The organism is Caulobacter sp. 73W, assembly GCF_041021955.1.
Classification (GTDB): domain Bacteria; phylum Pseudomonadota; class Alphaproteobacteria; order Caulobacterales; family Caulobacteraceae; genus Caulobacter.
The window spans coordinates 2,425,654-2,448,350 of record NZ_CP158375.1 but is presented as its reverse complement, the minus strand read 5'-3'; the positions used below and the strand labels follow the sequence as shown (position 1 = coordinate 2,448,350).

At 68.0% G+C, this 22,697-nt stretch carries 24 protein-coding genes; 19 read left to right on the top strand and 5 right to left on the bottom strand.

The genetic code is table 11. The annotated features are described in order from the left end of the window. Nucleotides 1–5: 5 nt before the first annotated feature. A complete protein-coding gene (locus tag ABOZ73_RS11490) occupies nt 6–2,630 on the bottom strand; it encodes a TonB-dependent receptor (RefSeq protein WP_369058287.1) in 2,625 nt (874 codons plus the stop codon). Between the two features lie 280 nt (nt 2,631–2,910). On the opposite strand from ABOZ73_RS11490, the gene ABOZ73_RS11485 reads away from it, so the two are divergent. Further along, nucleotides 2,911–3,138, top strand: coding sequence for a hypothetical protein (locus ABOZ73_RS11485; protein ID WP_369058286.1), 228 nt, complete (start codon nt 2,911–2,913; stop codon nt 3,136–3,138). A 235-nt stretch (nt 3,139–3,373) separates the two neighbouring features. Here the strand turns inward: ABOZ73_RS11485 and ABOZ73_RS11480 are convergent, their stop codons facing one another. Continuing rightward, the gene (locus ABOZ73_RS11480) at nt 3,374–3,748 is read right to left on the bottom strand and encodes a helix-turn-helix domain-containing protein (RefSeq protein WP_369058285.1); all 375 of its coding nucleotides are present in this window, start codon (nt 3,746–3,748) and stop codon (nt 3,374–3,376) included. 66 nt (nt 3,749–3,814) lie between these two features. Beyond that, on the bottom strand, nt 3,815–4,882 hold the full coding sequence (locus ABOZ73_RS11475; protein WP_369058284.1) for a hypothetical protein: 1,068 nt from the start codon (nt 4,880–4,882) through the stop codon (nt 3,815–3,817). Nucleotides 4,883–5,396: 514 nt separating this feature from the next. Here ABOZ73_RS11475 and ABOZ73_RS11470 point away from each other — a divergent pair. The 16 genes from ABOZ73_RS11470 (at nt 5,397) to ABOZ73_RS11395 (ending at nt 19,897) form a co-directional block, all read left to right on the top strand. Next, entirely contained in the window at nt 5,397–5,711 is a 315-nt protein-coding gene (locus ABOZ73_RS11470; RefSeq protein ID WP_369058283.1) for a hypothetical protein, read from the top strand. A gap of 110 nt (nt 5,712–5,821) precedes the next feature. Further along, complete coding sequence (gene cpaB, locus ABOZ73_RS11465; protein ID WP_369058282.1) at nt 5,822–6,676, top strand: Flp pilus assembly protein CpaB; 855 nt, start codon at nt 5,822–5,824, stop codon at nt 6,674–6,676. After that, nucleotides 6,673–8,049 carry a type II and III secretion system protein family protein gene (locus ABOZ73_RS11460; protein WP_369058281.1) on the top strand — a complete coding sequence of 459 codons (1,377 nt, stop codon included), beginning with the start codon at nt 6,673–6,675 and terminating at the stop codon, nt 8,047–8,049. The genes cpaB and ABOZ73_RS11460 overlap by 4 nt, the downstream gene beginning before the upstream one ends. Next, entirely contained in the window at nt 8,049–9,218 is a 1,170-nt protein-coding gene (locus ABOZ73_RS11455) for a CpaE family protein (protein ID WP_369058280.1), read from the top strand. Before ABOZ73_RS11460 ends, ABOZ73_RS11455 begins: the two co-directional genes overlap by 1 nt. Beyond that, on the top strand, nt 9,215–10,501 hold the full coding sequence (locus ABOZ73_RS11450) for a CpaF family protein (RefSeq protein WP_369058279.1): 1,287 nt from the start codon (nt 9,215–9,217) through the stop codon (nt 10,499–10,501). Before ABOZ73_RS11455 ends, ABOZ73_RS11450 begins: the two co-directional genes overlap by 4 nt. Then, nucleotides 10,498–11,406 carry a type II secretion system F family protein gene (locus ABOZ73_RS11445; RefSeq protein ID WP_369058278.1) on the top strand — a complete coding sequence of 303 codons (909 nt, stop codon included), beginning with the start codon at nt 10,498–10,500 and terminating at the stop codon, nt 11,404–11,406. The genes ABOZ73_RS11450 and ABOZ73_RS11445 overlap by 4 nt, the downstream gene beginning before the upstream one ends. Beyond that, the gene (locus ABOZ73_RS11440; protein WP_369058277.1) at nt 11,403–12,320 is read left to right on the top strand and encodes a type II secretion system F family protein; all 918 of its coding nucleotides are present in this window, start codon (nt 11,403–11,405) and stop codon (nt 12,318–12,320) included. Before ABOZ73_RS11445 ends, ABOZ73_RS11440 begins: the two co-directional genes overlap by 4 nt. Next, nucleotides 12,317–13,057 (top strand): tetratricopeptide repeat protein, encoded by a 741-nt coding sequence (locus tag ABOZ73_RS11435; protein ID WP_369058276.1) that lies wholly within the window; start codon nt 12,317–12,319, stop codon nt 13,055–13,057. The genes ABOZ73_RS11440 and ABOZ73_RS11435 overlap by 4 nt, the downstream gene beginning before the upstream one ends. Next, entirely contained in the window at nt 13,054–13,326 is a 273-nt protein-coding gene (locus ABOZ73_RS11430) for a hypothetical protein (RefSeq protein WP_369058275.1), read from the top strand. The genes ABOZ73_RS11435 and ABOZ73_RS11430 overlap by 4 nt, the downstream gene beginning before the upstream one ends. A 4-nt stretch (nt 13,327–13,330) precedes the next feature. Beyond that, nucleotides 13,331–15,133, top strand: a complete 1,803-nt coding sequence (locus tag ABOZ73_RS11425) for a pilus assembly protein TadG-related protein (RefSeq protein WP_369058274.1) — start codon at nt 13,331–13,333, stop codon at nt 15,131–15,133. Nucleotides 15,134–15,182: 49 nt separating this feature from the next. Continuing rightward, the gene (locus ABOZ73_RS11420) at nt 15,183–15,401 is read left to right on the top strand and encodes a Flp family type IVb pilin (RefSeq protein WP_369058273.1); all 219 of its coding nucleotides are present in this window, start codon (nt 15,183–15,185) and stop codon (nt 15,399–15,401) included. A gap of 5 nt (nt 15,402–15,406) precedes the next feature. After that, nucleotides 15,407–15,814, top strand: a complete 408-nt coding sequence (locus ABOZ73_RS11415; protein ID WP_369058272.1) for a TadE/TadG family type IV pilus assembly protein — start codon at nt 15,407–15,409, stop codon at nt 15,812–15,814. Then, a complete protein-coding gene (locus tag ABOZ73_RS11410; protein ID WP_369058271.1) occupies nt 15,815–16,288 on the top strand; it encodes a prepilin peptidase in 474 nt (157 codons plus the stop codon). A 56-nt stretch (nt 16,289–16,344) separates the two neighbouring features. Next, nucleotides 16,345–16,917, top strand: coding sequence for a DUF2059 domain-containing protein (locus tag ABOZ73_RS11405; protein ID WP_369058270.1), 573 nt, complete (start codon nt 16,345–16,347; stop codon nt 16,915–16,917). Between the two features lie 121 nt (nt 16,918–17,038). Beyond that, nucleotides 17,039–19,555 carry an EAL domain-containing protein gene (locus tag ABOZ73_RS11400; RefSeq protein ID WP_369058269.1) on the top strand — a complete coding sequence of 839 codons (2,517 nt, stop codon included), beginning with the start codon at nt 17,039–17,041 and terminating at the stop codon, nt 19,553–19,555. A 117-nt stretch (nt 19,556–19,672) separates the two neighbouring features. After that, the gene (locus ABOZ73_RS11395) at nt 19,673–19,897 is read left to right on the top strand and encodes a hypothetical protein (RefSeq protein WP_369058268.1); all 225 of its coding nucleotides are present in this window, start codon (nt 19,673–19,675) and stop codon (nt 19,895–19,897) included. A gap of 51 nt (nt 19,898–19,948) precedes the next feature. On the opposite strand, the gene ABOZ73_RS11390 is transcribed toward ABOZ73_RS11395, so the two are convergent. Continuing rightward, nucleotides 19,949–20,293 (bottom strand): hypothetical protein, encoded by a 345-nt coding sequence (locus ABOZ73_RS11390; RefSeq protein ID WP_369058267.1) that lies wholly within the window; start codon nt 20,291–20,293, stop codon nt 19,949–19,951. Nucleotides 20,294–20,639: 346 nt separating this feature from the next. Here ABOZ73_RS11390 and ABOZ73_RS11385 point away from each other — a divergent pair, with 346 nt between their 5' ends. Together ABOZ73_RS11385 and ABOZ73_RS11380 are read left to right on the top strand one after the other, a co-directional pair. Further along, entirely contained in the window at nt 20,640–21,371 is a 732-nt protein-coding gene (locus tag ABOZ73_RS11385; RefSeq protein WP_369058266.1) for a cytochrome c oxidase assembly protein, read from the top strand. Next, nucleotides 21,368–22,048 carry a cytochrome b gene (locus ABOZ73_RS11380; protein WP_369058265.1) on the top strand — a complete coding sequence of 227 codons (681 nt, stop codon included), beginning with the start codon at nt 21,368–21,370 and terminating at the stop codon, nt 22,046–22,048. Before ABOZ73_RS11385 ends, ABOZ73_RS11380 begins: the two co-directional genes overlap by 4 nt. Here the strand turns inward: ABOZ73_RS11380 and ABOZ73_RS11375 are convergent. Then, nucleotides 21,963–22,619: a cytochrome c gene (locus ABOZ73_RS11375; RefSeq protein ID WP_369058264.1), complete on the bottom strand. Its 657-nt coding sequence runs from the start codon at nt 22,617–22,619 to the stop codon at nt 21,963–21,965. The two genes, ABOZ73_RS11380 and ABOZ73_RS11375, sit on opposite strands and share 86 nt — an antisense overlap. Nucleotides 22,620–22,697 lie beyond the last annotated feature (78 nt).

The window sequence follows — 22,697 nt, the reverse complement described above, 5'->3', positions numbered from 1 at the left end:
TTGGACTAGAGACGATAGTCGAAGCCGATCTGGAAGTAGCGACCGCGCAGATCGTACTGGGTGAAATCGTAGGGCGCGCGAATGCCGGGGAAGTTGGCGTCGTAAGGCGGCGGCGTGTCGAAGATGTTCTCGACCTTGGCGTAGAGGGTCGTGTTCTTGATCCCCGACCAACCCACATAGAGGTCGAACTGGTTGTAATCGTCAACGCGCTTCTGGCCCGCCACGTTGGGCACCAGGTCATAGCCGGCGGTGTGGAACCAGGTGACGCTGCTGTCGAGATCGCCAAACGACCAGCCCAGGCGCGTGGTCGCCTTGTCGGCGGGAAGCGACGGCCCGCGGTTGTTGCCCGCATAGTTCACCAGCGGCCCGCCGACGGTGACGGGACGGCGGTAGTCGATCACGTGGGTATAGGCGCTCGACAGGGTGAAATCGCCGAAGGTCTCGGTGCTCAGGCGCTGGCTCAGCTCGATGTCGAAGCCCGACGTCTTCAGCTCGGTGAGGTTCTGGTAGCGGTTGTACACGGCCACCAGCTTGCCCCGCGCGTCGCGGATCACGTCGGCCGGATTGTTGGCCTGAACGATGGTCGTGCTGTTGTTGGTGCCGACCAGGTTGTCGAGTTCGATGCGATACCAGTCGATGCTCAGCAGGGTGCCGCGACGCGGCGTCAGCACCGCTCCGACGTTGAAGGACTTGGTGCGCTCGGGCTCCAGGTCGGTGTTGCCGACCGTGAAGAAGGTCGGGCTCTGGCGCGAGCCGGGGATGTCCGGATCGAACGGGTCGACCACCGTGCCGTAGGAGATGTTGGTCGAGGACGAGTTCTCCGACAGCGACGGGGCGCGGAAGCCCTTGGACGCCGAGGCGCGCAGGGTCAGGACCTGCAGCGGTTTCCAACGGATGCCGGCCTTGGGCGAGAAGGCGCTGCCGAAGTCGCTGTAATGGTCGGCGCGGCCGGCGATCTGCACTTCCAGGTTCGACAGGATCGGCAGGTTGGCTTCGGCGTAGCCGGCGATCACCTCGCGCTCGCCGTCGACGGCGGCGATGGCCGGGCGGATCTGCAGGCCGGCGTCGATCTGCCAGGGATTGCTGGAGACCAGGGATTCATGCCGGTACTCGACCCCGGCGGCGTAGCCGATCGGGCCGGCCGGCAGGTTGAACAGCTCGCCCGAGATCTTGAAGTCCGCGCCGTACAGCTTGGACTTGGCGGGACGCACGGTGCTCAGACGGATGCTGTCCAGCACCGCGGGCGAGGTCGCGCTCGGCTTGTGCAGGTTCAGGCTGCCATTTGCGAGAGCTGCGGCCAGGGTGAAGCGATTGGCGAAGCCGGCGGCCACTTCCTCGCGCTCATCGCTCTCGGCGGCGAAGGCGGCGAACTCCCAGTCGAAGCGTTCGTTCTTGCCGCGCACGCCGGCCAGGGCGCGATAGGCCTTGGAGATGTTGGTCTTCAGCGACTGACCGAGATCGAAGAAGGTGTACTCGATCTGCGTGCCGACGCCGTAGGGGTTGTACGGGTTGCCGGCCGGCAAGACATTGGAGACCGGCTCGGCCAGGCCGGTGTTGGCGTTCAGGGCGAAACGGCCGGCTTCCAGCGTGAAGTAGGGGCTGGAGCCGAAGATCGATTGGCCCTTGATGTAGCTGTAGATCACCTCGCCGAAGGCCTCGACGTTGTCGGACAGCCGCACGGTTCCGTGCAGATAGGTCTGATAGCGGTCGGTCGATGGGATCAGGGTCGTGTAGGGCGCAAGGTTGATGGCGCAGGTGTTGCCCGACAGGCCGTCGATGGGCGCGCTGGCGGTCAGGCGCATGCCTTCGGGGCACTTGCCTTGAGCGTCCAGCAGCGGCACGGACGCGCCGTTCACCAGGAAGCGGGCGCCCTTGGCGCTCCAGGCATTCCAGCGGCCGCCCGGCTTGCCGGTATAGATGCCGGAATCGGTGAGGTCGCGCTGGTCCTGGTCGAGACGCTCGCGCTCATAGGCCTCGGCGCTGAACAGGACGTTCCAGCCGTCCTCCTCCAGATCGCCATAGCCGGCGACGACCTTGCCGCGCCAAGTATCTAGACCGCCCTGGTCGGACGTGCCGTAGCTGGCGCCGGCTTCCACGCCCTGGAAATTCTCGCGGGTGATGATGTTGACCACCCCGGCCACGGCGTCCGAGCCGTAGATGGCCGAGGCGCCGTCCTTCAGCACCTCCATGCGTTGCACGGCCACGAGCGGCAGGGCGTTCAGGTTGACGAAGGTGTCCGACAGGCCGCCCGACGGGAAACCGTAGTTGGCGACGCGACGTCCGTTGAGCAGGACGAGCGTGTTCTTCTGCGAAAGGCCGCGCAGACCGATCCCCGCCGAGCCCGACGCCCAGCCGCTGTTGCTGGTCTCGTTGGTGGCGTTGCCGGTGTTGGCGCTGATCGAGCGGAGCAGGTCGGCGACCGTCACCTTGCCCGAGGTCTGCACCTCTTCCTGGCCGATCACCTGCACGGGGTTGAAGCCCTGGGCGGAGGCGCTGCGGATGTTGGTGCCGGTCACCACCAGGGCGTCGACGTCGGTCGCCTCCGGATTGGGCGCCGCCTGGGCAAGGGCCAGGGCGGGAAGGCTGACGGAGGCCAGAAGGGCCAGGGCCGCGAAGGTCGACTTGGGCATGAGAGAGAGATACCGGCGTTTAATTTCTATCTGGCCGGTGGGAGTAGTCGCTCAAGCTTCTTCAAGCGCCCGAGAAATTCTGCAAGCCGATTTAGCGACAAGAGCTTGCTGGCAATGATATACCGCGGATCGACGCGCCGCATGGTTGTAGATTTGCTCTTCCTCAGCGCTGTGAAAGCGCTGCTTTTCTCGACTACCGCCGATAGGCCCGCGATTGCGCCGCGATAAGCCCTGCCGCACCAAACACGGACACGCTCAAGGTTCAGGCGGGAGAATGTTCATGGCCCGAAAGCTCGACGCCAACCGGTTCGAAGCCGCCCTCCAGGACGAGCTCTACGCCCTGGCCGCGACGCTGTATGACGACAATCCGGTAGCCGCGGTGATCAAGCTGCGCGCCCTGACCGAGATTGGCGATCGTCTGGACCTTGAGGCGCTGATCAATCTGGCGGCCCGCTTGGCCCGGCAGGCGCGTCGGGAGGGCGGAGCGGCTGGGCCGAACGCCTTCTGATCGGCGCGGCGCCTTGGTTCCACCGCAAGTTGTTGTGCGATTGTTCGCTTTCCGGAACCCGTCATTCTGATCTTGAGGCTTCCCCCTAAAAGCCTCCAGCGGTCTTCAAGACCGTGTCTCGCACGGTGATGGTTCAACCACCACAGCCCCCATGCGCCGTGTGGGCGACCGCTCGACGGGTCCGCCATCCGCAGGCGGGCCCGCCGGGCGGCGGACCTGCCAAAATCCCTTCAGTTCAGGCGGCGCTTTCCAGCCCCCGACAGACCGTTCTTACGAAGGTACGGCGGCTGGGCGGAATGCGGTTGTAGGATTCCAGGAGCTGCAGCGCCCCCGGCGTCGCCAAAAGCGGCGTGGCGTCGAACACGCCGCCGCCATCGGCGCCCTCCTCTCCCAGCAGCCAGGCCGCCGAGGTCTCCAGAGCCCGAGCGATGGCCACCAGCCGCGAGGCGGAGACCCGATTGGCGCCGTGCTCGTACTTCTGAATCTGCTGGAAGGAGACACCCACCAGATCGGCCAGGGTCTTCTGCTTCAGCTGCAGCATCCGGCGGCGAAGCCGCATGCGGGCGCCCACCCTGACGTCGAACGCGCCGACCTTCTCTTCCCTATGCATCTGCCTTCGCCTCTACCAAGAGATAAGGGGCGGGGCCGCCTTGAGCGACCCCGCCAAGGTTCGCCCTCATGCCATCCAGGCCGTGTCGCTACCGTAGACGCCGACCAGGTCGATGTTGAACTGCGCCTGACCGTCGGCCAGGTCGAAGTAGAAGTTCTCGAGCGCGTTGGCGTACGAGCCGAAGTTGGCCTTGGCGGCCTCGGCAAGGATGTAGCCGACCACGCCGGCCTTCAGGGCCATGCCGCTGTCCAGCGCGCCGACACGCGGCAGGATCGTCGCTTCGAACGCCGCCTTGCGGCTGACGATGTCGTTGATCCCCGCATTGGCGTCCACGCCGGCCGCGACCGCCGTCGAGATGCCGATGATGGTGTCGTAGGCCTTGGTCACCGTCTGCGCGAAGCTGAGGTTGCCGTAGCTCTGCTTGAACGACGCCGCCGCCTCGCCATTCAGCCCGAGATTGACCGCGAAGTTGATGTAGCGGTTCTCGAGATTGAAGGTCGTGTAGTAGGCGTCGGTCAGATCCGTCGCGTTGAGCGTGTCCGGCGCGTTGACCAGGAAGTCCAGGCCGGCCTTGGACGGCGTCTTGCCGGTGAAGAACTGATAGCTCAGCACCGCCACCGAAGTGGTCGCGTCAACCGCGTCGATGATCTTCTGCACCGCGAAGCCGCTGCCTAGGGACTGCGAGTTCATCTGGGTAGTCACGCTGCTGATCATGGCCTGGGCGCCGGCGCCCTTGGCCGAGTCCGGATCCACGCGGGTGATGTTCTGGTAGGCGGTCGCCAGGTCCAGATTGATCGAACCGCTGGGCGTCCAGCCCTTGCCGCCGACACCGGAGCCGCCGCCATTGTTCTCGCCGTTGTCCGGCGGCGTGGTCGGGGTCGTTGGAGTGGTCGGAGTCGTCGGCGTGATCGTGGTCCCCGGCAGCACATCGACGTTCAGCACGCCGCCCGGCGACAGGACATCCACAGTCCCCAGACCGCCAGCACCCAAACCGGGGAGCAGGTCCACATTGGCCAGTCCGCCGGAACCGCCCAGGTTAACGCCAACACCGCCGGCCAGGCCGGGCAGCACCGTCAGGTTCAGCCCGCCGTTCGAACCGCCGGACAGATCGATAAGTCCAAGAATATTCGTCATTTTCCCACCAGCCCTCGAGATTTGCCGACCCGCCCGATGCGGATCGGGCTCAACCGAGGCGAGACAACTTTCTCCCGCTCGCTCCGGTAGAGCTCATTTTGGGCATACACCCCAGTCGCAAAACATTGCAATACCCATTTTGGGTTTGGCGAGTTGCTCAGCCTTGCCGCCGAGGCCTCTCCCATGGGTTGTGAGCGGCATGGATCGGCAGGAGCGAGCAGCCCTCGCGGCAGCGAGCCGACGCTGTCGTCGGCGCATTTGGGAGAACGCTGAAATCCTTGCTGATAAGGGAAGACAACGCTGTCGTTGATGAGAGGTCAGAGCGGCCGATAGCGGCTCATCGGGGCTACCTCAGCGCCATCGAAAGGCGCCACCTGGCGCGCCCAAAGGCGGGCTGAAAACATCGCCCGCCTTGCGCGACATAACGACACAACGACTACCGATGATTGAGCATTCGGGTCAGCCTCAAAATCGCGTCGTACCCTTGCGACACAGGGGAAGCCGAGGGGCTGAGATGGACTATCCGATCGACTGGCTGAAAGACCTCAGGGGCGCGGTCCGACTGCTCGCACGGCTCGATGCGAAGTCGCGAAACGAGGCGCGACGCATCGCCGCGGATATTGCTTCAGGCATGGGCGCGGTATCGCCCGGGCTTCTCTTGGAGGTGGCCCGTTGCTTTGACCTCCATCGCACCGCTTTGGACGATTATCACGGCCAAGAAGACGCCATTATCGCCAGTTTGAGGGTTTTCGCCTGCCTGCGGGAGGCTCCCTCCGCCAACCATAGACTCGCCCATAAGTTGCCATCGAGCGGCGCGGGAAGCCTTTAGCGACGTTAACTGCACCTTAAGTGCGGTTAGCGCCGATTGCTATCGTAAGGCGAGTTGGGACATATAATTCGCCATGCGTGCACCCAGTTTGGGTGGCATGGGAGACAACTATGAGGCCGCAGGCTGTCGGTCAGTTGATGATTGGGTTCGGCGCGATCCTGGGCCTAACCTTGATCGCGTTCGGTCTCTGGCGCGTGCTCAACCCGCGCGAGCCGCGCCCGGTCGCCGCGGTGCCTAAGCATCAGCTGATCGTCACGACGCGCGCCATCGCCCGCGGAAGCGTGCTCGCGCCCGCCGACCTGAAGATCACCGAGACCAGCGCGCAGCCCCCCGCCGACGCCCTGCCGGATGCGACCGCCGCCGCCGGCCAGCTGACCAGCATAGACATCCCGCAAGGCGTGACCGTCACCCGCGCCATGCTCACCCCGGCCCAGACCGCTCCCCTGGCGATGCAGGTGCCCGAAGGCCTGCGCGCCGTCAGCCTGGACGCCGACGTCGAGGCCGGCGTGGCGCGCTATCTGGCGGCCGGCGACAAGGTCGATGTCCAGACTGTTCTGGAAAACCGTGTGTTCGGCGGCATGGGCTCTGGCCCGGATTCCGGGCGCGCCGCCACCCTGATGACCAATGTCCTTGTCCTGGCGGTCGGCGAAGCCGGCGGCGCCGATCAAGGCGGCGGTCGGCGCGCCGTCACCCTGGCCCTGACGCCGGAGCAGGTGCCCGACTTCATGTTGGCGCGCAGCCTGGGCCGGGTCTTCCTCGCCCTGCGCCGCCCGGGGGAAGAAGCCGCGCCGACGCCGGCCTCGACCCTGAGCAGCCTCACCGGCGCTTACGCCGCCCCACGCCCCGCCGTCGTCATGCCGGTCGTCTCCCGCGCCGCGCCGCGGCCGCGCCCCGCGGCCATGCCGGTGGAGGTCGTGCTCGACGGCCGCTCCATCCTGCAACTGCCGGCGGAGGGCGCGCGATGAGACAGGTTCTTCTGGCTGTCAGCGCCGCCGTCGCTGTTTCGGCGACCGTCAGCATCCCCGCCCGCGCCTCGTCTCAGGCGCAAGCCGCCTCCAGCCTGGCCGCGCCGCCCCTGACCCTGGAAGCGGGCCAGGAACGCACCTTGGCCAGCCGTCAGCCGATCCGCCGCCTGGTGATCGACGGCTCGACCATCATCGAGGCCACGCTGAAGAGCCCACGCGAACTCATCCTGAAGGGGCTGACCACCGGGATCGCGCACGTGACCTGGGAAAGCGCCGAGTCCCGCCAGAGCCTGACCGTCGAGGTGCGCCCGAAAGGCGCCGGCGAGGCCGACGCCATCGCCCGCCGCATCCGCGCCGAGGGCGGCCTGGACGGGGTCGACGCCGAAGCTAGCGCTGCGGCCCCCATCGTCAAGGGTGAGGTCGGCGACCTGCAATCCTGGTCGCGCGCAGACGCACTGGCCAAGGCCTATGGCGCCGGCGAAGGATCGGCCGTAGCCGTGACGGGGCAGCAGATGGTGGCCGTCGACGTGCAGTTCATCGTCGTCGCCTCGCGCACGCTGCGCCAACTGGGCTTCAACTTCACCAAGCTCGACAACGGCTTCCAGGGCGGCCTCTTCGCGCCCAGCTCGCTCGGCAGCTACAGTTTCGACCGCACGGGTCTTCAACTAAGCACCAGCCAACCCCTGGCCGGGGCCTTCGATCTGGTTCTGGGCGATGCGGCCAACGGCGCGTTGGGCGTGCTGAGCGCGCTGTCGGGCGCCGGTTTGTCGCAGGTTCTGGCTCAGCCGACCCTGCTGGTCCGCTCGGGCGAAAAGGCCGACTTCCTGGCCGGCGGCGAAGTGCCGGTCCCCGTTCCGCAAAGCTCCGGCGGAACCAACGGCGCCGTCGTGACCATCGAGTACAAGCCCTACGGCGTGCGCCTGGATGTCGCTCCGGTCGTGATGGGCGACGGGCGGATCATCCTGAAGCTGTCGCCCGAGGTCAGCGAGCTCGACTACGCCAGCGGCGTCCAGCTGCAGGGCTTCACCATTCCCGGCTTCCGGCGGCGGTCGGCCTCGACCACCGTGCAGCTGGGAGACGGGCAGTCCTACATCATCGCGGGGCTGAGCTTCTCGTCCAGCAACGCCACCGACAACGCCGTGCCAGGACTCGGCTCCCTGCCGGTGATCGGCTCGCTGTTCAAGACGCGCGAGAACAGCCTGGAGCGCCAGGAACTGATCATCGTCGCCACGCCGCGTCTGGTCGATCCGCTGGATCCGGAGGAAGCGCGCGCCCTGATCAATCCGGTGAAGCCTTCCATCGCTTCGGAGATGGACATGCTTTTGAACGTCGACACCACGGCCCGCCGGGCCAAGCGCTTTGGGGTGCGGTGATGGCGCGTATCGGACTCATCAGCGCTGACGAACGCCTCCGGCTGCGGTTGGAGACCGCCCTGGAGGACAACGCCCACGTCTTCGCCGTCGGGGCGGACCCGGCCGGTCTGTTCCAGGCGGTTTCGGTCTCGCGGCCGGACATCGCCATCCTGGATCTGGACCGTATCGACGGCTTCCGGGGTTCGCTCAACACCGCCACGGAGGTTCTTCGCCGGTTCGATCCGGGCCTACCGGTCATCGCGTTCGGCGACGCCCATGATCCGTCCCTGGTCCTGTCGGCCGTGCGCGCGGGCTGCGTCGACGTGCTGTCGCGCGACGACGCCACCAGCGCCATCGTCACCGCGATCGATCGTAACCTGAAGGCCCTGGCCCGTCCGGGTCGCGAGGATGTCCGCTTCACCCTGGTGCTGTCCGCCTTTGGCGGCGACGCCGACGCGCACCTTGCGGTCAACCTGGCCCTGGCGCACGCCCGCAACGGCGAGACCCTGCTGATGGACGCCGCGGCGGGCGCGCCTGAAGCCTGCGCCATTCTCGACCTGTCGCCCAACTACTGGCTGCAGGACGCCTGGCGCGACCTGGCGCGCCTCGACCGCACGCTGCTCAAGTCCGTGCTGCCCCGGCATGAGGGGACCGGCATGAAGCTGCTGGCCGGCGCCGCCTCCGCTCATGAGGACGCCATCGGGCCGGAAGCCGCCTTCCGCGTCGTCAGCGCGGTGCGCTCGCTCTATCGCGAAGTCGTGCTGCGCATGGGCCCGCTGCGCGAGGAGACGGTCCTCGCCCCGCTGGTCGAAGCCGCCGACGAGGTTCTGCTGGTCTGTCCGCAGAGCATCACCGGCGTGAAGGAAGCCAAGATGCTCCTGAGCCGGGTGGCCTCCGAAAGCGACACGCGCGCCAAGGTGGTCCTGATCGTTCCCGAATACGATTCATCGATCAACCTGAGCACCGAGCAGATGCAGCGGGCTCTCGACGTGCAGACGGTTCATCGCATCCCGCCGGCGCGCACCGAACTGCTCAACGCCATGAACGCCGCCCGGCCAAGCATGATCGAGGCCCCCAACGGCGCCTACACCAAGTTCGTCGAGCGCCTGGCGCTGGGACCGAAAGCGGAAGAGGCGCCCCGCGGCCTGCTGCTGAGGCTGGCCCCGCGCCTTCTGGGTAAGAACAGATGAGCCGGCCGTCCGACATCGCCCGCACTGATGACCTGGTCCTCACCGACCTTTATCAGGAAGCCAAGTTCGCGATCTTCGAGCGCCTGCTGGAGCAGCTCGAGACCAAGAGCATTGTCGGCGGCGCGAAGTCGGCCGCGGTCCGGGTCGAGATCGAGGAGGCCATCCACCGCCACAGCGCGCGGGCGGGCATGGCGCTCAACAGCGTCGAGCGGATCCGCCTGGCCGACGACCTGCAGAACGAGGTGGCGGGCCTGGGTCCGCTGGAGCCGCTGCTGCGCGACGCCTCGGTGGACGACGTCATCTGCAACGGCCCCATGCGCATCTTCGTGGAAAAGGGCGGCCGGCTGCATCGGGCCCCGGCCCGCTTTCGCGACACGGCGCACATGATGACGATCATTCAGCGCATCGTCGGCGCGGTTGGTCGGCGGGTCGATGAATCGACCCCGTATGTGGATGCGCGACTGCAGGACGGCTCGCGGGTCAATGTGGTGGTGCCGCCGATCGCGCTCGACGGGCCGATGCTCTCCATCCGCAAGGTTCGCGCCCAGCCCCTGACCGCCGGCGACATGGTTCGCGGCGGCAGCCTGTCCCAGGAGATGCTGGACTTCCTGGAGCGCGCGGTTCGCGCCCGCCTTAACATCCTGATCAGCGGCGGGACGGGCTCGGGCAAGACGACGCTGCTCAACCTGCTATCCAGCTACATCGCCGACCACGAGCGGGTGATCACCATCGAGGACGCGGCGGAGCTGAAGCTGCAGCGCGACGACGTGGTCCGGCTCGAAACGCGCCCGCCCAATGTCGACGGCACGCGCGAGGTGAGCGCCCGCGACCTAGTGCGCAACGCCCTGCGGATGCGCCCGGACCGCATCGTCCTGGGCGAGGTTCGCGGCGCCGAGGCGGTGGAGATGCTCCAGGCCATGAGCACCGGACACGACGGCTCGATGGCCACCCTGCACGCCAATAACGACCGCGACGCCTTCGCCCGTCTGGAGATGCTGCTGTCGTTCGGCGGGCTGAACAGCGACCCCCGCGCCCTTCGCCGCTACGTCGCCTCCAGCGTGCAGTTGGTGGTCCAGATCCAGCGCCTCTTCGACGGCTCCCGGAGGATCACCTCGATCAGCGAGGTCACGGGCGTGGAGGGCGAGGTCTACAGCCTCAACCAGCTCTTCCTGTTCGACGAAGCCGGCGGCCCCAACGGCGGGCACCGCACCCTGTCGCGCCGCCCGTACTTCGCCCAACGCCTGTCGCGCGCCGAGGTCGTCCCGGCATGGGGGCGTCCATGATCTGGATGCTAGCGGGTCTACTTCTCCTCCTGGCGATGGCCGGCGGCGCCGTACTGGCGCGTCGCGCGCGAGAGCGCAGTCTGGCCGTGCTGACCAAGCGCCTCGAAGCCCTGGAGCAGAAGGCGGACCATGACGTCGTCCGCCGCCGGCTGGAGGACTATGCCGGCCGTTGGCGCTGGGCCCACACCCTGCTCGCCCAGGCCGACCTCGAGCCCGAGCGCAGCAAGCTGGCGACCGGCGTGGCCGTCGCCGCCGGGATCTGCGTCCTGGCCGGGTTCATCAACGGACCGCTGGGCTTCATCGGAGCGGCCGTGCTGCTTTGCCTCGCGGCCGTCGTCGCCGTGGTGTTCATCGCCGCCCGTCGCCGGAACGTTTTCATCGCCGGGCTTCCCTATCTGCTCGACGCCATCCGCCAGTCCCTGTCCTCCGGCTCGTCGTTGCATCAGGCGATCCTGCGCGGCGTGCAGACGGCGCCGGAAGCGGTGCGGCGCTATCTGGAGCCCGCCGCCCGCCGAATTGACCATGGTGACGCCGTGCATGACGCCGTGGCCTGGGCCGCGGATCAGGTGGACATCGAAGAGCTCCACATGCTGTCCGTGGCGCTGGAGATCAACGCCCGCCACGGCGGCGCCGTCACTCCGATCCTGACCGGCCTGGCCCGACTGCTGCGCAACCGCGCCCGCACCGAGCGGGAGCTGAAAGCGTCGACGTCGCAGATCCGCACCAGCGCCAACGTCCTGACCCTGACGCCCATCGCCGCGGCGGGTCTCGGGGCAAGCATGAACCCGCAATACGTCTCGTTCCTTACCAGCACCCAGCAGGGCGCCATGCTGCTGGCGATCGCGGGCTCCTTGATGCTGATCGGCGTGGTGTTGATCCGCCGCCTGCTGAGGCTGAGCTATTGATCGCCGCGATCGTCAATAGGCCCTTCGAGGCGGGGCTGTGGGTGGTCGCGGTGGCGACCATGGCCTGGGGGCTGCGCCTCCTGGCCAACCAGGTCCGGGTCGACGAACGGCTGCACGACCTGGACGGGACCGCCGAGCCCACTGATCGGAGCGGCTTCCAGCCGCCACGCATACTGCAGGTCATGTCGCCCCTGCTCCTGACGTCCAAAGGCGACCGCAGGGAGATCGAGGACAACCTGGCGGCGGCCGGCTATCCCGCCAGCGGCGCGTTGGTGTTCGGCGCGGTTCGACTCGGCCTGGCCTTGGCCGGCCTGCTGATCGGCGCGCTGCTGACGGGTCCGCTGAATCTCGAGGGCTCCGCCAGGCTTCTTCCAGCCATCGGCGGATTGGGGCTGGGCTTCATCGTCGCCAAACCCTTGCTGGCCAGCCGGGCCGACGTCCGTCGCCGCAAGATCCTGGCCGAGCTGCCCTTCACGCTCGACGTCCTGCTGATGATGCTGGAAAGCGGCGTCAGCCTGGACTTGGCCTTCCGCAGCCTCGCCCAGGGCGAGGGCCGCGCCGCGCCCCTGACCCGCGAGGCCACCGCCACCCTGGTCTCCGACCTGCAGCGCGGCATGCCCTACGGCCAGGCCCTGGACCGGTGGTCCGCCCGCCTGGGCGTGACCGGCGCCAAGGAACTGGCCGAGGTGTTCAAGCAGTCCCTCGCCCAAGGCACGGAGCTGGCGCGGACGCTGCGCGAGTTCGCCGAGGAGTTCGCCGAGCGGCGCATGTCGGCCGCGCGCGAATCCATCGGGACCAAGACCACCCAGATGACTGTGATCATGATCGTCTGCTTCATCCCCAGCCTGCTCATCATGCTGGCGGGGCCGGCGATCTTCATGCTGTCAGCGCAAATTCGTGGAGTTGGGCAATGAAACGCCTCGCCCTTTGCATCGCCCTGGCCTTGTCGTCGGCGGCCGCTCCGCACCTGGTCCTGGCGGCCGCCGCGCCGCCGGAGATCGAGGCGATCGACGCAGCCAAGTCGCGCAAGCTCTACCTGATCACCATCGACAAGATCGCCAAGGATCGGCCGCTCGCCGCCCTGGCCTATCTCGACGACTATGACCGCCGCTACAAGGGCGACCCCAAGGCCGCGCTCCTGCGCGCCGACTGCCTGATGCGGGTGGGCGAACGCACGGCGGCGGAACAGGTCTATCGCACCCTTCTGAGCGGCGGACGCGGCAAGCTGGCGGACATGGACCAGGGCGCCGCCTGGGCCGGTCTCGGTCGCGTGCTCGCCGGACGCAGCCAATGGGTCGAAGCGGTCAGCGCCATGGGCGAAGCCGTCGCCAAGCAGCCGGTCAACACCGCCTTCATCAGCGACCTCGGCTACGCCCAGATGATGGCCGGCGACACACGCGGGGCGGTGTTCCGCCTGCGTCAGGCGCGCGAACTTTCGCCCCAGGACCCCATGGTCCGCAATAACCTGATCCTGGCGCTGTGGGCCGCAGGCGAGACCCGGGAGTCCGAACAGATGCTCCAGGCCCTCTCCGATCCCGACGAGCGGCAGGAGCTGCGCGGCCAGATCGCCCGCCGCTCCACCGGCGGCCTGACCGCCGCCTCGCCGTTGGCCGACGCCGATCTCAGCCGCCCTCTGGGCGCGGGGAAATGACCATGATGCTGTGCGCCCTTCTTCTCGCCGCCGATCTCGCCGGTCAGCAGCCGCCTCCGCCACCGCCCGCGAAGGAGGAGGCGTTCTCCGCGCGCCGCTTGATGGAGCTTCAGGCCGCCAAGCGCGAAACCCGCCGCCCCGCCGTCGGCCTCGACGCCGCCGAGGCGGCGCGGATCAACCAGATGCGCATCGAGGCGATCGGCCAGAAGGTCGCCAAGCAGAGCGGCGGGAGCGGCCCCGACGACACCGGCGGGACGGGGCCGAGGTGATGTGATGGCCAAGCCCGCTCCAAACTGGACCGCATCCTGCGCCAGCGAGACGGGCGCGACGGCCCCGGCCGTCGCGGTGATCCTGCTTGTCCTCTTCGGCTTCGTCGCGCTCGTGGTCGATACGGGCGCCTGGTATCTATCGCGGCGCGAGTTGCAGGCCGCCGCCGACGCCGCCGCCCTTGCGGCGGCGCCGTGGGCTGGCGACGGACGGGCCCAGACCGAGGCCCAAGCGGCGCTGACCGCCAACGGCGTCGATCCCGACGTTATACCGACGCTGGTCTCCGGCGTGTGGTGTCCATCCGGCTCGCTAGGCCCGACAACCCGCTTTCGTCCCGGACGCCTCGACTGTCCCGACCTGCCCGACGCGACGCGATCCAACGCCGTCCGCCTGACCGTGAGCGATCAGGGGCCCCTGATTTTCGCTCCACTCGTGGCGACGGGGATGACGCCGCCGAACTTGAACGTCCGCGCCACAGCCGCCCGGATCAACATGGCGGGCCTGACAGCGGGCTCCGGGGTGGTCGAGGTCAACCAGACGGCTGGGATCAACGCCGTGCTGGGGGCTCTGCTGGGAAGCAGCCTGAACCTCAGCGCCGTCACTTACCAGCAGATGCTGGCCGCTCAGGTGGACGCTCTGTCCCTGCTGGACGCCTTGAACACCAGACTGAACCTAAATGCCGGCAGCTACGATCAGATACTCAACGCACAAGCCAATGCTGGCCAGATTCTGGACGCCGCCGTCGGCGTTCTGGAGCAACGGGGCCAGACAGCTTCGATCAGCACCGGCTTGGCGGGCGCGAAGGTCATTCGCGATCTCGCCTTGCAGGCCCCCAACAAGAAGATCCAGATCGGCAAGCTGCTGAACGTCGGGGTCTGGAAAGACATTCCCGTGGGCCAATCGAGCCCCACGGCCGCGACGGCTGGGGTCGATCTGCTGCAGTTGGCCAGCACCAGCCTCCAGGTGGCCAATGGCAGTAACGCGCTTTCATTGGCTGCCCCGATCGACCTTGGAATCGTCAAGGTTGGTCTGCAGACAGCCCTGATTGAGCCGCCGCAGGGGTCCTATTTCACTTTTGGGCCGGAGGGGAGCCGCGTCCATACGGCTCAGGCGCGCCTGCAACTGAACGCCCAGATCAACCTTGCCCCCATCGTCGCGGCCAACTTGCCGATCTACGTGGAGGCGGGCAGCGGCGACGCTCAGATCACCAGCATCCGCTGCCAAGGCGACCCCTTGCGTGACACGCGGGTCGATGTCGCTGCGAGATCAAGCGCCATCGCACTCCATATCGGTTCGCCTCAGTCGAGCCTGATGAACAACTTCACCCAACCAGTGGCGAGCACGGCGATCACGCCGGCGAAAATTGATGTCATTCAGTTAGCCGGCCTTGGTTTGGCTTCGGTTCAAGTCAGCGGACAGGCCGCGCTGACTCAGCAGGCGCAAACCCTCCGGTTTGACCAACCCACCACTCCCATCATCACGATGCCAACGACGACGCCTTCCAGCAGCGGCTACATTGGGCGGACAGCCAAGACCACCAGCGACGCATCACTGGCGACACCCGCGCGTGCTGGGAGTGGCGCCAGCCTCTCGGCGGGCAGCTTGTCGCTCAAAACCTGCCTCTTTGGGCAGCTGCTATGCACGGGGTCGCTCAACAGCGAAGCGAACGCCCGAGCCGCGCTGAACACGGTGTTCGGCCTGCTCAATCCCCTCATCTCCGGGCTCCTGACGGGGCTCGGTGTCCATCTTGGCTATGTGGACGTCACCGTACCCGGCGTCCGCTGCGGTCAAGCGGTCTTGGTCGAATGACTGGCGCGACCATGACCCGCTTCCCCCAGGCCAGCAGAGGAGAGACGAAATGACTTTTGCCAATATCCGGCGCCGCATGGCCCGCTTCGTCCGTGATGAAACGGGCCTCGCGGCAGTCGAGTATGCCGTCATGGCCGTGATCGTGGTCGGTGTCGTCGTTGCCGCGGCAGAACCGCTTCGGACCGCTGTCACCGACGCGTTTAAGGATGCAGGGGAAGCAATCGGAAAGGCTGGCGATGCAGCCGCCGGCGGCGGTGGCGGCACCTGAATACGGTGACCAAGACGCTTGACGAAGAAGGATCGGCGGCGGTCGAGTTCGCGCTCGTCGCCCCGATCCTTCTGCTCATTCTTATGGGGATCGTGTCCGCGGGCATCTACCTGGCTACGATGCTGGCTGTCAGCAACACAGCCATGGAGGCCGCTCGCGCCACGATTCCCGGGATGACCGTCGCCGAACGCCGCACGCTGGCGACGGCGCGAGCCGATACGATGCTTTCAGCCTATGAGCCGTTTCTCGTTGAGAGCGAGGCGACCGTCGTCGCTGATCCTGCGGGAACAAACGCCTTCAGCGTTCAGATCACCTACAAGATGGACAGGTTCGCCGGGGCCCGCCTGGCCGGAGTGATCGGCCTGCCAAAGGAGATCACCCGCACCGCAGTCGTCGCCAACGGAGGCTACTGAATGGACGCCTACGACCTGCTGGCCCTGGGCGCCCTGGTGCTCGCCCTTCTGCCGATCGTCCATTTCGACCTGACCCAGACACGCATTCCCAACCTCGCCAATCTCGCCCTGGCGGCGACGGGGCTCGGCATTCACCTGATCACCGCGCCGGACTGGCGCACCCTGGCCTTCGATGGCGGGCGCATCGTCGGCGTCGCCGTCGTCCTGGTCGGCATCGGCTGGCTGGTGGCGCGCTGGCGGCCCAACGCGCGCATCGGCGCCGGGGACATCAAGTTCCTGATGGCGGCGTCGCCATGGGTGGGGTTCGTGGGCGCGTTCTATGTGTTCGCCCTGGCCAGCGGAATCCTGGTCGTGTTCAGCCTGACCCAGGCGGCCTTGGCGCCGGCGACCGGCGACTGGTGGCGGCCGCGCCCCTTCGGACCGATGCTGTGCATCGCTCTCGTTCTGATATTCCTACTTACTCGAATCAACTGATCCGCGAATATCCGTTGGCGGCCAAGGCCGCGGCGACGTCAAACAGGGGGACTGATTTGAACACCGCAATCTTCAAGAGCCTGGGCCTTGCCGCCGCGCTGACGGCGGTCGCCGCCACCGGGGCCAGCGCCCAGTCGGGCGCCGCGGCGGCCCAGAACCAGCTGAAGCTGATCGAGGCCCGGCGGGTGGTCCAGGCTCTGGGGCCGGACTCCGGCGTCAACCAGGCGACGGCCGAGGTCAACGCCACCGTCATGACCGAGCTGGAGCGCGCCGCCCCCGCCGGCGACAGCCAGCGCGCCGGCATGCTCACCGCCGCCGGCAAGCTGGCCGTGGCCAACATGCAGGCCCAGGTGGCCGAGGCCACCGCCGCCGCCTACGCCGCCAACTTCACCGCCGAGCAGTTGCAGGCCATGAGCGCGTTCTTCGCCTCTTCGGCGGGCAAGGCCCTGCTGGAGCGCCGCGAGGTGGTCACCCGCCAAAGCGCGACCCTGGCTCGCGCTCTGTTGCCCGAGGTGTTCAACCAGACGGCTTCGTCCTACTGCAAGCAGGTCTCTTGCACCGCCGCCGAGTGGCAGGCCTTCGCCACCCTGCTCGCGCGTGCGGCGAATGAGCAGAACGCTCGCCCGTGAGATGATCACCCGCGCGCCGGGGACGGAGTTGGAGTAGACTCGTCTGCTCGTCCCGCACCCCCGGCGCTCGCGATGGCGCCGCGGATCGACTAAGAGGGATGTTTGTCCGCACGGGTCGATAATGTTCGGATCGAGGAGATCAGAGGCGGTTAGCCTCAACGCGCCGATCGCCCGCGCGCCCGGCCTGGCCGCCGCGCGCCGCGGGGCCGCGGTCGCGCGCACCCTCGCCGATCTTCGCCGCAGCTTCGATGGCGATCTTGAGAAGCTGCTGATCTACCTCTGCATCGCCACCCTGGAGATGGAGCAGAGCGCCCGCGACGGCTGGACCGGCGCCACCGCCATCTCCATCGCGGAAGGCACCCAGATCAGCCGCGAGACAACCCGCCGCAAGCTGCTGGCCATGGCGAGCGACGACCTGCTGGTCCGCGACGCCGCCGACGCCTATCGCGTGCGCGACCTGCTGCACGCCCAGAAGGTTCTCGACGAACTGGCCCCCGCCGTGGGCGCGCCCCTGCCGCAGACCGCGCCGACCGCCGGGCATCAGGACTGGCGCGTGCGCGCCCGCTCACGCGCCGACGTGGCCGCCCGCGCCGCCGGCGCCGCGGTCTGGGAATGGGACCTGACCGCCCAGGAATTCGAGTGGGACCCGCAGATCTGGAGCATGCTCGGGCTGGACGCCGCCGAGCAGCCGAGCCTGCGCGCCTTGTTCCGCAATGTCTCGCCCGCCGATCGCGGACGCCTGGCCGACGCCATTGAGGTCTGCCGCCAGGGGCTGGGCGATGTGGACGAGGAGGTCGTCATTCTTGATGACGGCGCGTCCAAGCGTCTGCGCTATCTGGCCGAGGCCGTGCAGGACGGCGCCGGCCCGCCGCGCCGGATCGTCGGCGCCTGCGTGGACGTGACCGGCTGGCGCGCCCTGGCCGACGACCTGCGCCGCCAGCAGGAGCTGACCGACGTGGCCCTGGCCGCCGTCGGCGAGGCCGTGCTGGTGCTGGGCACCGACGGCCGCATCATGGAGGCGAACCCCGCCGCGGCGACCCTGCTTGCTCAGACCGAAGCCCGCCTGAAGGGCCTGGCGTTCCGCGAGGCGGCGCCGCTTGAGGACGCCGAGGGCCTGCGCGGGGCCGTCGATCCGGTCGCCCAGGCCCTGTCCAGCCTCGCTCCCGCCCACACCCACGGCGACATCGTGCTGCGCCGTCCCGACGGATCGTCCTTGCAGGTGCAGGCTTCCGCCCGCCCGATGCTGGACCGCACCGGCGAGCCCATCGGCGTCGTCGCGGTGCTGCGCGATCTGTCGGCTCAACGGGCGGCCGAGCGGCGCCTGGCCTGGCTGCAGTCGCATGACGACCTGACCGGCTTGGTCAATCGCTACGCCTTCGAAGAACGCCTGGCTGCGGCGCAGTTCTCGCAACGGCCGGAGGGCCAGGGCGACTGCATCCTCATCGTCGATATCGAGCGCTTCAAGGTGCTGAACGACGCCGTCGGCCATATGGGCGGCGACGTCTTCCTGCGCGAGGTGGCCGAGCTGCTGGGCCGCTTCATCGTGCCCAAGGACGTGCTGGCGCGCCTGTCCGGCGACCAGTTCGCCATCCTGCTGCGCGACACCGGGCCCGAGGGCGCCGAGCGCTTCGGCCAGGAGCTGGTGGACGCCGTGGCCGACCACCGCTTCGTCTGGCATGGCGAGGCCTATCACGCCGCCGCCCGGGTCGGCGGATGCCTGGTCAAGGGCTCGGCCCTGTCGCCGCAGGACCTGATCAGCCGCGCGGAATTGGCCTGCCTGGCGGCCAAGGGCGGCGGCGCGGTCCGCGTCCTCGCCGCCGATTCGGACCAGTTCCGCGAAGAGCATTCGCTCAACAACACGGTCGCCAACCTGCCGCGCTGGATCGAGGAAGGCCGTCTGGTCCTCTTCGCCCAGGGCATCGTCTCCATGGCCCAGACCGACAGCCCGCAGCGGCGGTTCGAGGTGCTGGTGCGCATGCGCGGCGACGACGGCGAGCTGATCGCGCCCGCCGCCTTCATTCCCGCCGCCGAACGGTTCGGCATGATGGGCCTGGTGGACCGCTGGGTGATCGGCGAAGTGCTGGGCCGCGTCGCCCCTCAGATCGCCGACAAGACCGGCCTGTCCCTGGCGATCAACCTTTCGGGCAACACGCTGAACGACCCGTCCTTCCCGGACTTCGCCGTGGCCATGTTCAAGCGCTCGGGCCTGGAGCACGGCCAGGTCACGCTGGAGGTCACCGAGACCGCCGTGCTCGACGGCCTGGGTAAGATCGGTCAGGTGCTTGAGCGTCTGCGGCGCGAGGGCTTCAAGGTGGCGCTGGACGACTTCGGCGCCGGCCGCAGCTCCTACGACTATCTGAAGAACTTCACCGTCGACACGGTGAAGATCGACGGCGCCTTCATCCGGCACATGCTGCAGAACCCGGTCGACAACGCCATCGTCGAGTTGATCAGCGCCCTGGCGCACCGGCTGAAGATCGAAACCGTGGCCGAGTACGTCGAGGACGCCGAGTGCGCGGCGGCCCTGCGGGCCCTCGGCATCGACAGCGCCCAGGGCTATCTGTTCGGGCGGCCGGCGCAGCTGGAGGCGCTTTTGGGCCTCAACGCCCCCGCCAAGGGCGCGCTTGGCGCGGCCTGACACCCGTTACAGGTGCGCGGCTTGCGACAACCCGCCGCAATCGCGCGTTTAGGTTGATCTTTACCTACAGTAGCGATTCATCGTGTCATCAAACCAACAGACCAAGGGAGACTTGGCGTGGGGAGAGCGTTTGACGCGAGCGTCTTTGAAGCGGCCTTCAAGGACGAGCTCTATTGCCTGGCCGCCAGTGCATATGACGGAAATCCCATCGCCGCCGTGGCGCGCCTCAGAGCGCTTGGCGAGATCGTCGCTCACCTCGACATGGACGGCCTGATGACCCTCGCCGCCGAGGTGACGGACGGCCGCTGGGTTCCGCCGCCGCAAGCCGCTTCAAGCGCCTGACCCAGAGCGAAGGTGAGACGCCGCCGCGCGATGGCGGCGGCGCTCAGCGCGTCAGGCGCCCGTCGCGGCGCAGAGACGATAGGTCTTGGCGTGCAGGCCCGGAGCGGCCTTGCCGGCCGGATGCTTGTTCAGCTTGGTCAGCTTGAAGCTGTCAGCGCCCGTGACGCTGACCCAGGCTTCGCCGCTGTTGCGCCAAGGCTTGCCGCCCGCGGTCAGGGTCTGTCCATCGAAGGAGAAGCCGGCGCCGGCCGCGCAATCCTGGCCGTCCGGGGCGTAGGCGCCCGGGGTCAGGGCCAGCGCGCCTTGCGGCTGGGCGCTGACGGGGGCGGCGAACGCGAGGGTCGGCACGACGGCCAGGGCGGCCGCCGCCGCGAGGGGCTTCGAGAAAATTCGCATACTGGAGTCCTTGGCTTGGGACGCGCGCGAGCGAGCGCCCCTGGTTGACGCTTCGCCGGCTCCAACGGCGTGAATTTTTGCGGCGCGTTTGACCGCGCTGCGCGCCCCGTCCCTTGAGCGCATTCCGACATTTAGCGACGGAATGGCGTCGGACAAGCATCATTCGCCCATTTTCCGGGCGGAGAAGAACGATTCTAGAGCAGATCTCGAGACATCTGGCGATTTTACCCGCCAATCTCGCATCCTTGATTGACGTTGATCGTACCTGCCCACCCACCGCCGCCGTCGGAACTCCCCCCGCAGCGTGACCGTTGGCTCCTGGATATCTTCACAAGGGCTGATCGCGATGCTGGTCGAGACGGCCATCCCCTATTGCGGCATGGCGCCGGCGCCCGGCGAACTGATCGGGCGCTGGAATCTCGACCCCGTGCTGATCGCGGTTCTGCTGGCGGCGCTGGGCGGGGCCGTCGTCCGTCTGCGCGGCGCGCAGCGTATGTGGGCGCTCGCCGCGATCGCCGTCCTGGGGCTCATCTTCGTCTCGCCGCTGTGCGCCCTGAGCGCGGCGCTGTTCTCCGCCCGCACGGCGCATCATCTGCTGCTTATGGGCGTGGCCGCGCCGCTGCTGGCCTTGGCGTCGCCAACTTGGCGGCGAGCGCCCTCGCTGTTGGCGGCGACTGCCTTTCAGACGGCGCTGTTGTGGGCTTGGCACGCGCCGGCCGCCTATGAATGGGCGCTGTCGCATGATGGCGCCTACTGGCTGATGCAGGGCTGCCTGCTGGGCTCCAGCCTGCTGTTCTGGCAGGCCATTCGCGCCGCCGCCCCACCGACCGCAGTGGCCGGCCTGCTGGCCGCCATGGTGCAGATGGGCCTCCTGGGCGCGCTGCTGACCTTCGCCAACCAGGCGATCTACGCGCCGCACCTTCTCACCACCGCCTCCTGGGGCCTGACGCCGCTGCAGGACCAGCAACTGGCCGGCCTGATCATGTGGGCGCCCGGCGCGGCGCTCTATCTGCTGCCGGCGCTGTGGGTCCTGGGCCGCTGGCTGGGCCGTGACGATGCGGCGGCGATCGCGCCATGATCCTGCGGAGAATTCGGAGATGGGCGCGCGGCTACAACAGGGACAAGCGCTACTCGCCGATCGGGGTGGCCTTTCACTGGATCGTGGCCGGCTTGGTGGTCTTCCAGCTCTGGTGGGGCTGGCGCGCCGGACGCCTGCCGGTCGGGCCTGACAAGCTGGACGCCTATCAGGTGCATAGCGCGGTCGGCCTGGTGATCCTGGTGCTTATGCTGCTGCGCACGGCATGGCGGACCATGATGGCGCCGGGGCCGATCAATGACGCGGACAAGCCCGGCTGGCAGAGCGCCGTGGCCCACATCACCCACTACGCCTTTTATGCCGCTCTGATCCTCCTGCCGCTCAGCGGGTGGGCCATGGTGTCCGCCACGGCTAGCGAACAGCCGTTGAAGTTCGGCGGCGTGTTGCCGTGGCCCCTGTTGCCCTTCCAAGAACTCTCCATGCACGCCCGTTGGGCGATCGAGCTTTGGGCGGAGTGGCTCCACTTCATCCTCGTCTCGATCCTCGTGCTGGCCATTCCCGCGCATGTCGGCGCGGCCCTTTGGCATCACTTTCACCACCGGCATGATGTGCTGGAAGGCATGCTGCCCGGCGTTACGGAGTTGGAAGAGGACGTGCGGAAGGCGCTGTCGCATAAGCCGACACGGCGTCGGTCTCGGCGGGCGTCAGCGCACGGCTGATGTGCAGCATGACGTCGCGCGGATCGTTGCGGCGGCGCGCCTTGGCCCATCGGTTGAGCTGCTCGGCGATGTACGCCGGCGGCTGCCCGGCCAGGGGCGGATTGGCCGGGCCGCGCCCCTCGCCCGCATCACCATGGCAGGCCGCGCAGGGCTGAAGCCCGCGCTTGGCGTCCCCTTGGTGATAGAGGCGTGCGCCTACCGGTGACGACCGCGCTGTGGACACCGGCGGAAGCGGCAAGGCGGCGTACCAGGCGGAGACGGCACGACGATCCTCAGCCGTCAGATGCTTGGCGATCGGCCCCATCACCGGGTCGGGACGACGGCCCGACGCGTAGTCGTCCAGTTGCCGCTGCATCCAGGCCGCGTCGAGATTCGCCAGGCGAGGCGAGGCCTGGCCGTCGCCCTGTCCTTCAAGCCCGTGGCAGGTGAAGCAGGCCTTGCGCGCCCCGCCATCGCCGCCGCTCAGGGCGATCAGCTCCCCCGTGCGGCGGAAGGCGTCCGGCGGCGGCTCCTGGGGTTCACAAGCGGCCAGTCCCACGGCGCCGCCGAAGCCCAGGAGGCAGAGGCGCAAAGCTCGGCCGACACGATCCATGGCAGCGGAACACGACCGCGCGCCGGCGGTTCCGGGGAACTCCATGGCGCCCCGCGA

What these genes read in the sequence shown, in the direction of transcription:
- ABOZ73_RS11490 (WP_369058287.1), bottom strand. Translation starts at nt 2,630, where the DNA reads ATGCCCAAGTCGACCTTCGCGGCCCTGGCCCTTCTGGCCTCCGTCAGC.
- ABOZ73_RS11485 (WP_369058286.1), top strand. Translation starts at nt 2,911, where the DNA reads ATGGCCCGAAAGCTCGACGCCAACCGGTTCGAAGCCGCCCTCCAGGAC.
- ABOZ73_RS11480 (WP_369058285.1), bottom strand. Translation starts at nt 3,748, where the DNA reads ATGCATAGGGAAGAGAAGGTCGGCGCGTTCGACGTCAGGGTGGGCGCC.
- ABOZ73_RS11475 (WP_369058284.1), bottom strand. Translation starts at nt 4,882, where the DNA reads ATGACGAATATTCTTGGACTTATCGATCTGTCCGGCGGTTCGAACGGC.
- ABOZ73_RS11470 (WP_369058283.1), top strand. Translation starts at nt 5,397, where the DNA reads ATGGACTATCCGATCGACTGGCTGAAAGACCTCAGGGGCGCGGTCCGA.
- cpaB (WP_369058282.1), top strand. Translation starts at nt 5,822, where the DNA reads ATGAGGCCGCAGGCTGTCGGTCAGTTGATGATTGGGTTCGGCGCGATC.
- ABOZ73_RS11460 (WP_369058281.1), top strand. Translation starts at nt 6,673, where the DNA reads ATGAGACAGGTTCTTCTGGCTGTCAGCGCCGCCGTCGCTGTTTCGGCG.
- ABOZ73_RS11455 (WP_369058280.1), top strand. Translation starts at nt 8,049, where the DNA reads ATGGCGCGTATCGGACTCATCAGCGCTGACGAACGCCTCCGGCTGCGG.
- ABOZ73_RS11450 (WP_369058279.1), top strand. Translation starts at nt 9,215, where the DNA reads ATGAGCCGGCCGTCCGACATCGCCCGCACTGATGACCTGGTCCTCACC.
- ABOZ73_RS11445 (WP_369058278.1), top strand. Translation starts at nt 10,498, where the DNA reads ATGATCTGGATGCTAGCGGGTCTACTTCTCCTCCTGGCGATGGCCGGC.
- ABOZ73_RS11435 (WP_369058276.1), top strand. Translation starts at nt 12,317, where the DNA reads ATGAAACGCCTCGCCCTTTGCATCGCCCTGGCCTTGTCGTCGGCGGCC.
- ABOZ73_RS11430 (WP_369058275.1), top strand. Translation starts at nt 13,054, where the DNA reads ATGACCATGATGCTGTGCGCCCTTCTTCTCGCCGCCGATCTCGCCGGT.
- ABOZ73_RS11425 (WP_369058274.1), top strand. Translation starts at nt 13,331, where the DNA reads ATGGCCAAGCCCGCTCCAAACTGGACCGCATCCTGCGCCAGCGAGACG.
- ABOZ73_RS11420 (WP_369058273.1), top strand. Translation starts at nt 15,183, where the DNA reads ATGACTTTTGCCAATATCCGGCGCCGCATGGCCCGCTTCGTCCGTGAT.
- ABOZ73_RS11410 (WP_369058271.1), top strand. Translation starts at nt 15,815, where the DNA reads ATGGACGCCTACGACCTGCTGGCCCTGGGCGCCCTGGTGCTCGCCCTT.
- ABOZ73_RS11400 (WP_369058269.1), top strand. Translation starts at nt 17,039, where the DNA reads ATGTTCGGATCGAGGAGATCAGAGGCGGTTAGCCTCAACGCGCCGATC.
- ABOZ73_RS11390 (WP_369058267.1), bottom strand. Translation starts at nt 20,293, where the DNA reads ATGCGAATTTTCTCGAAGCCCCTCGCGGCGGCGGCCGCCCTGGCCGTC.
- ABOZ73_RS11385 (WP_369058266.1), top strand. Translation starts at nt 20,640, where the DNA reads ATGCTGGTCGAGACGGCCATCCCCTATTGCGGCATGGCGCCGGCGCCC.
- ABOZ73_RS11380 (WP_369058265.1), top strand. Translation starts at nt 21,368, where the DNA reads ATGATCCTGCGGAGAATTCGGAGATGGGCGCGCGGCTACAACAGGGAC.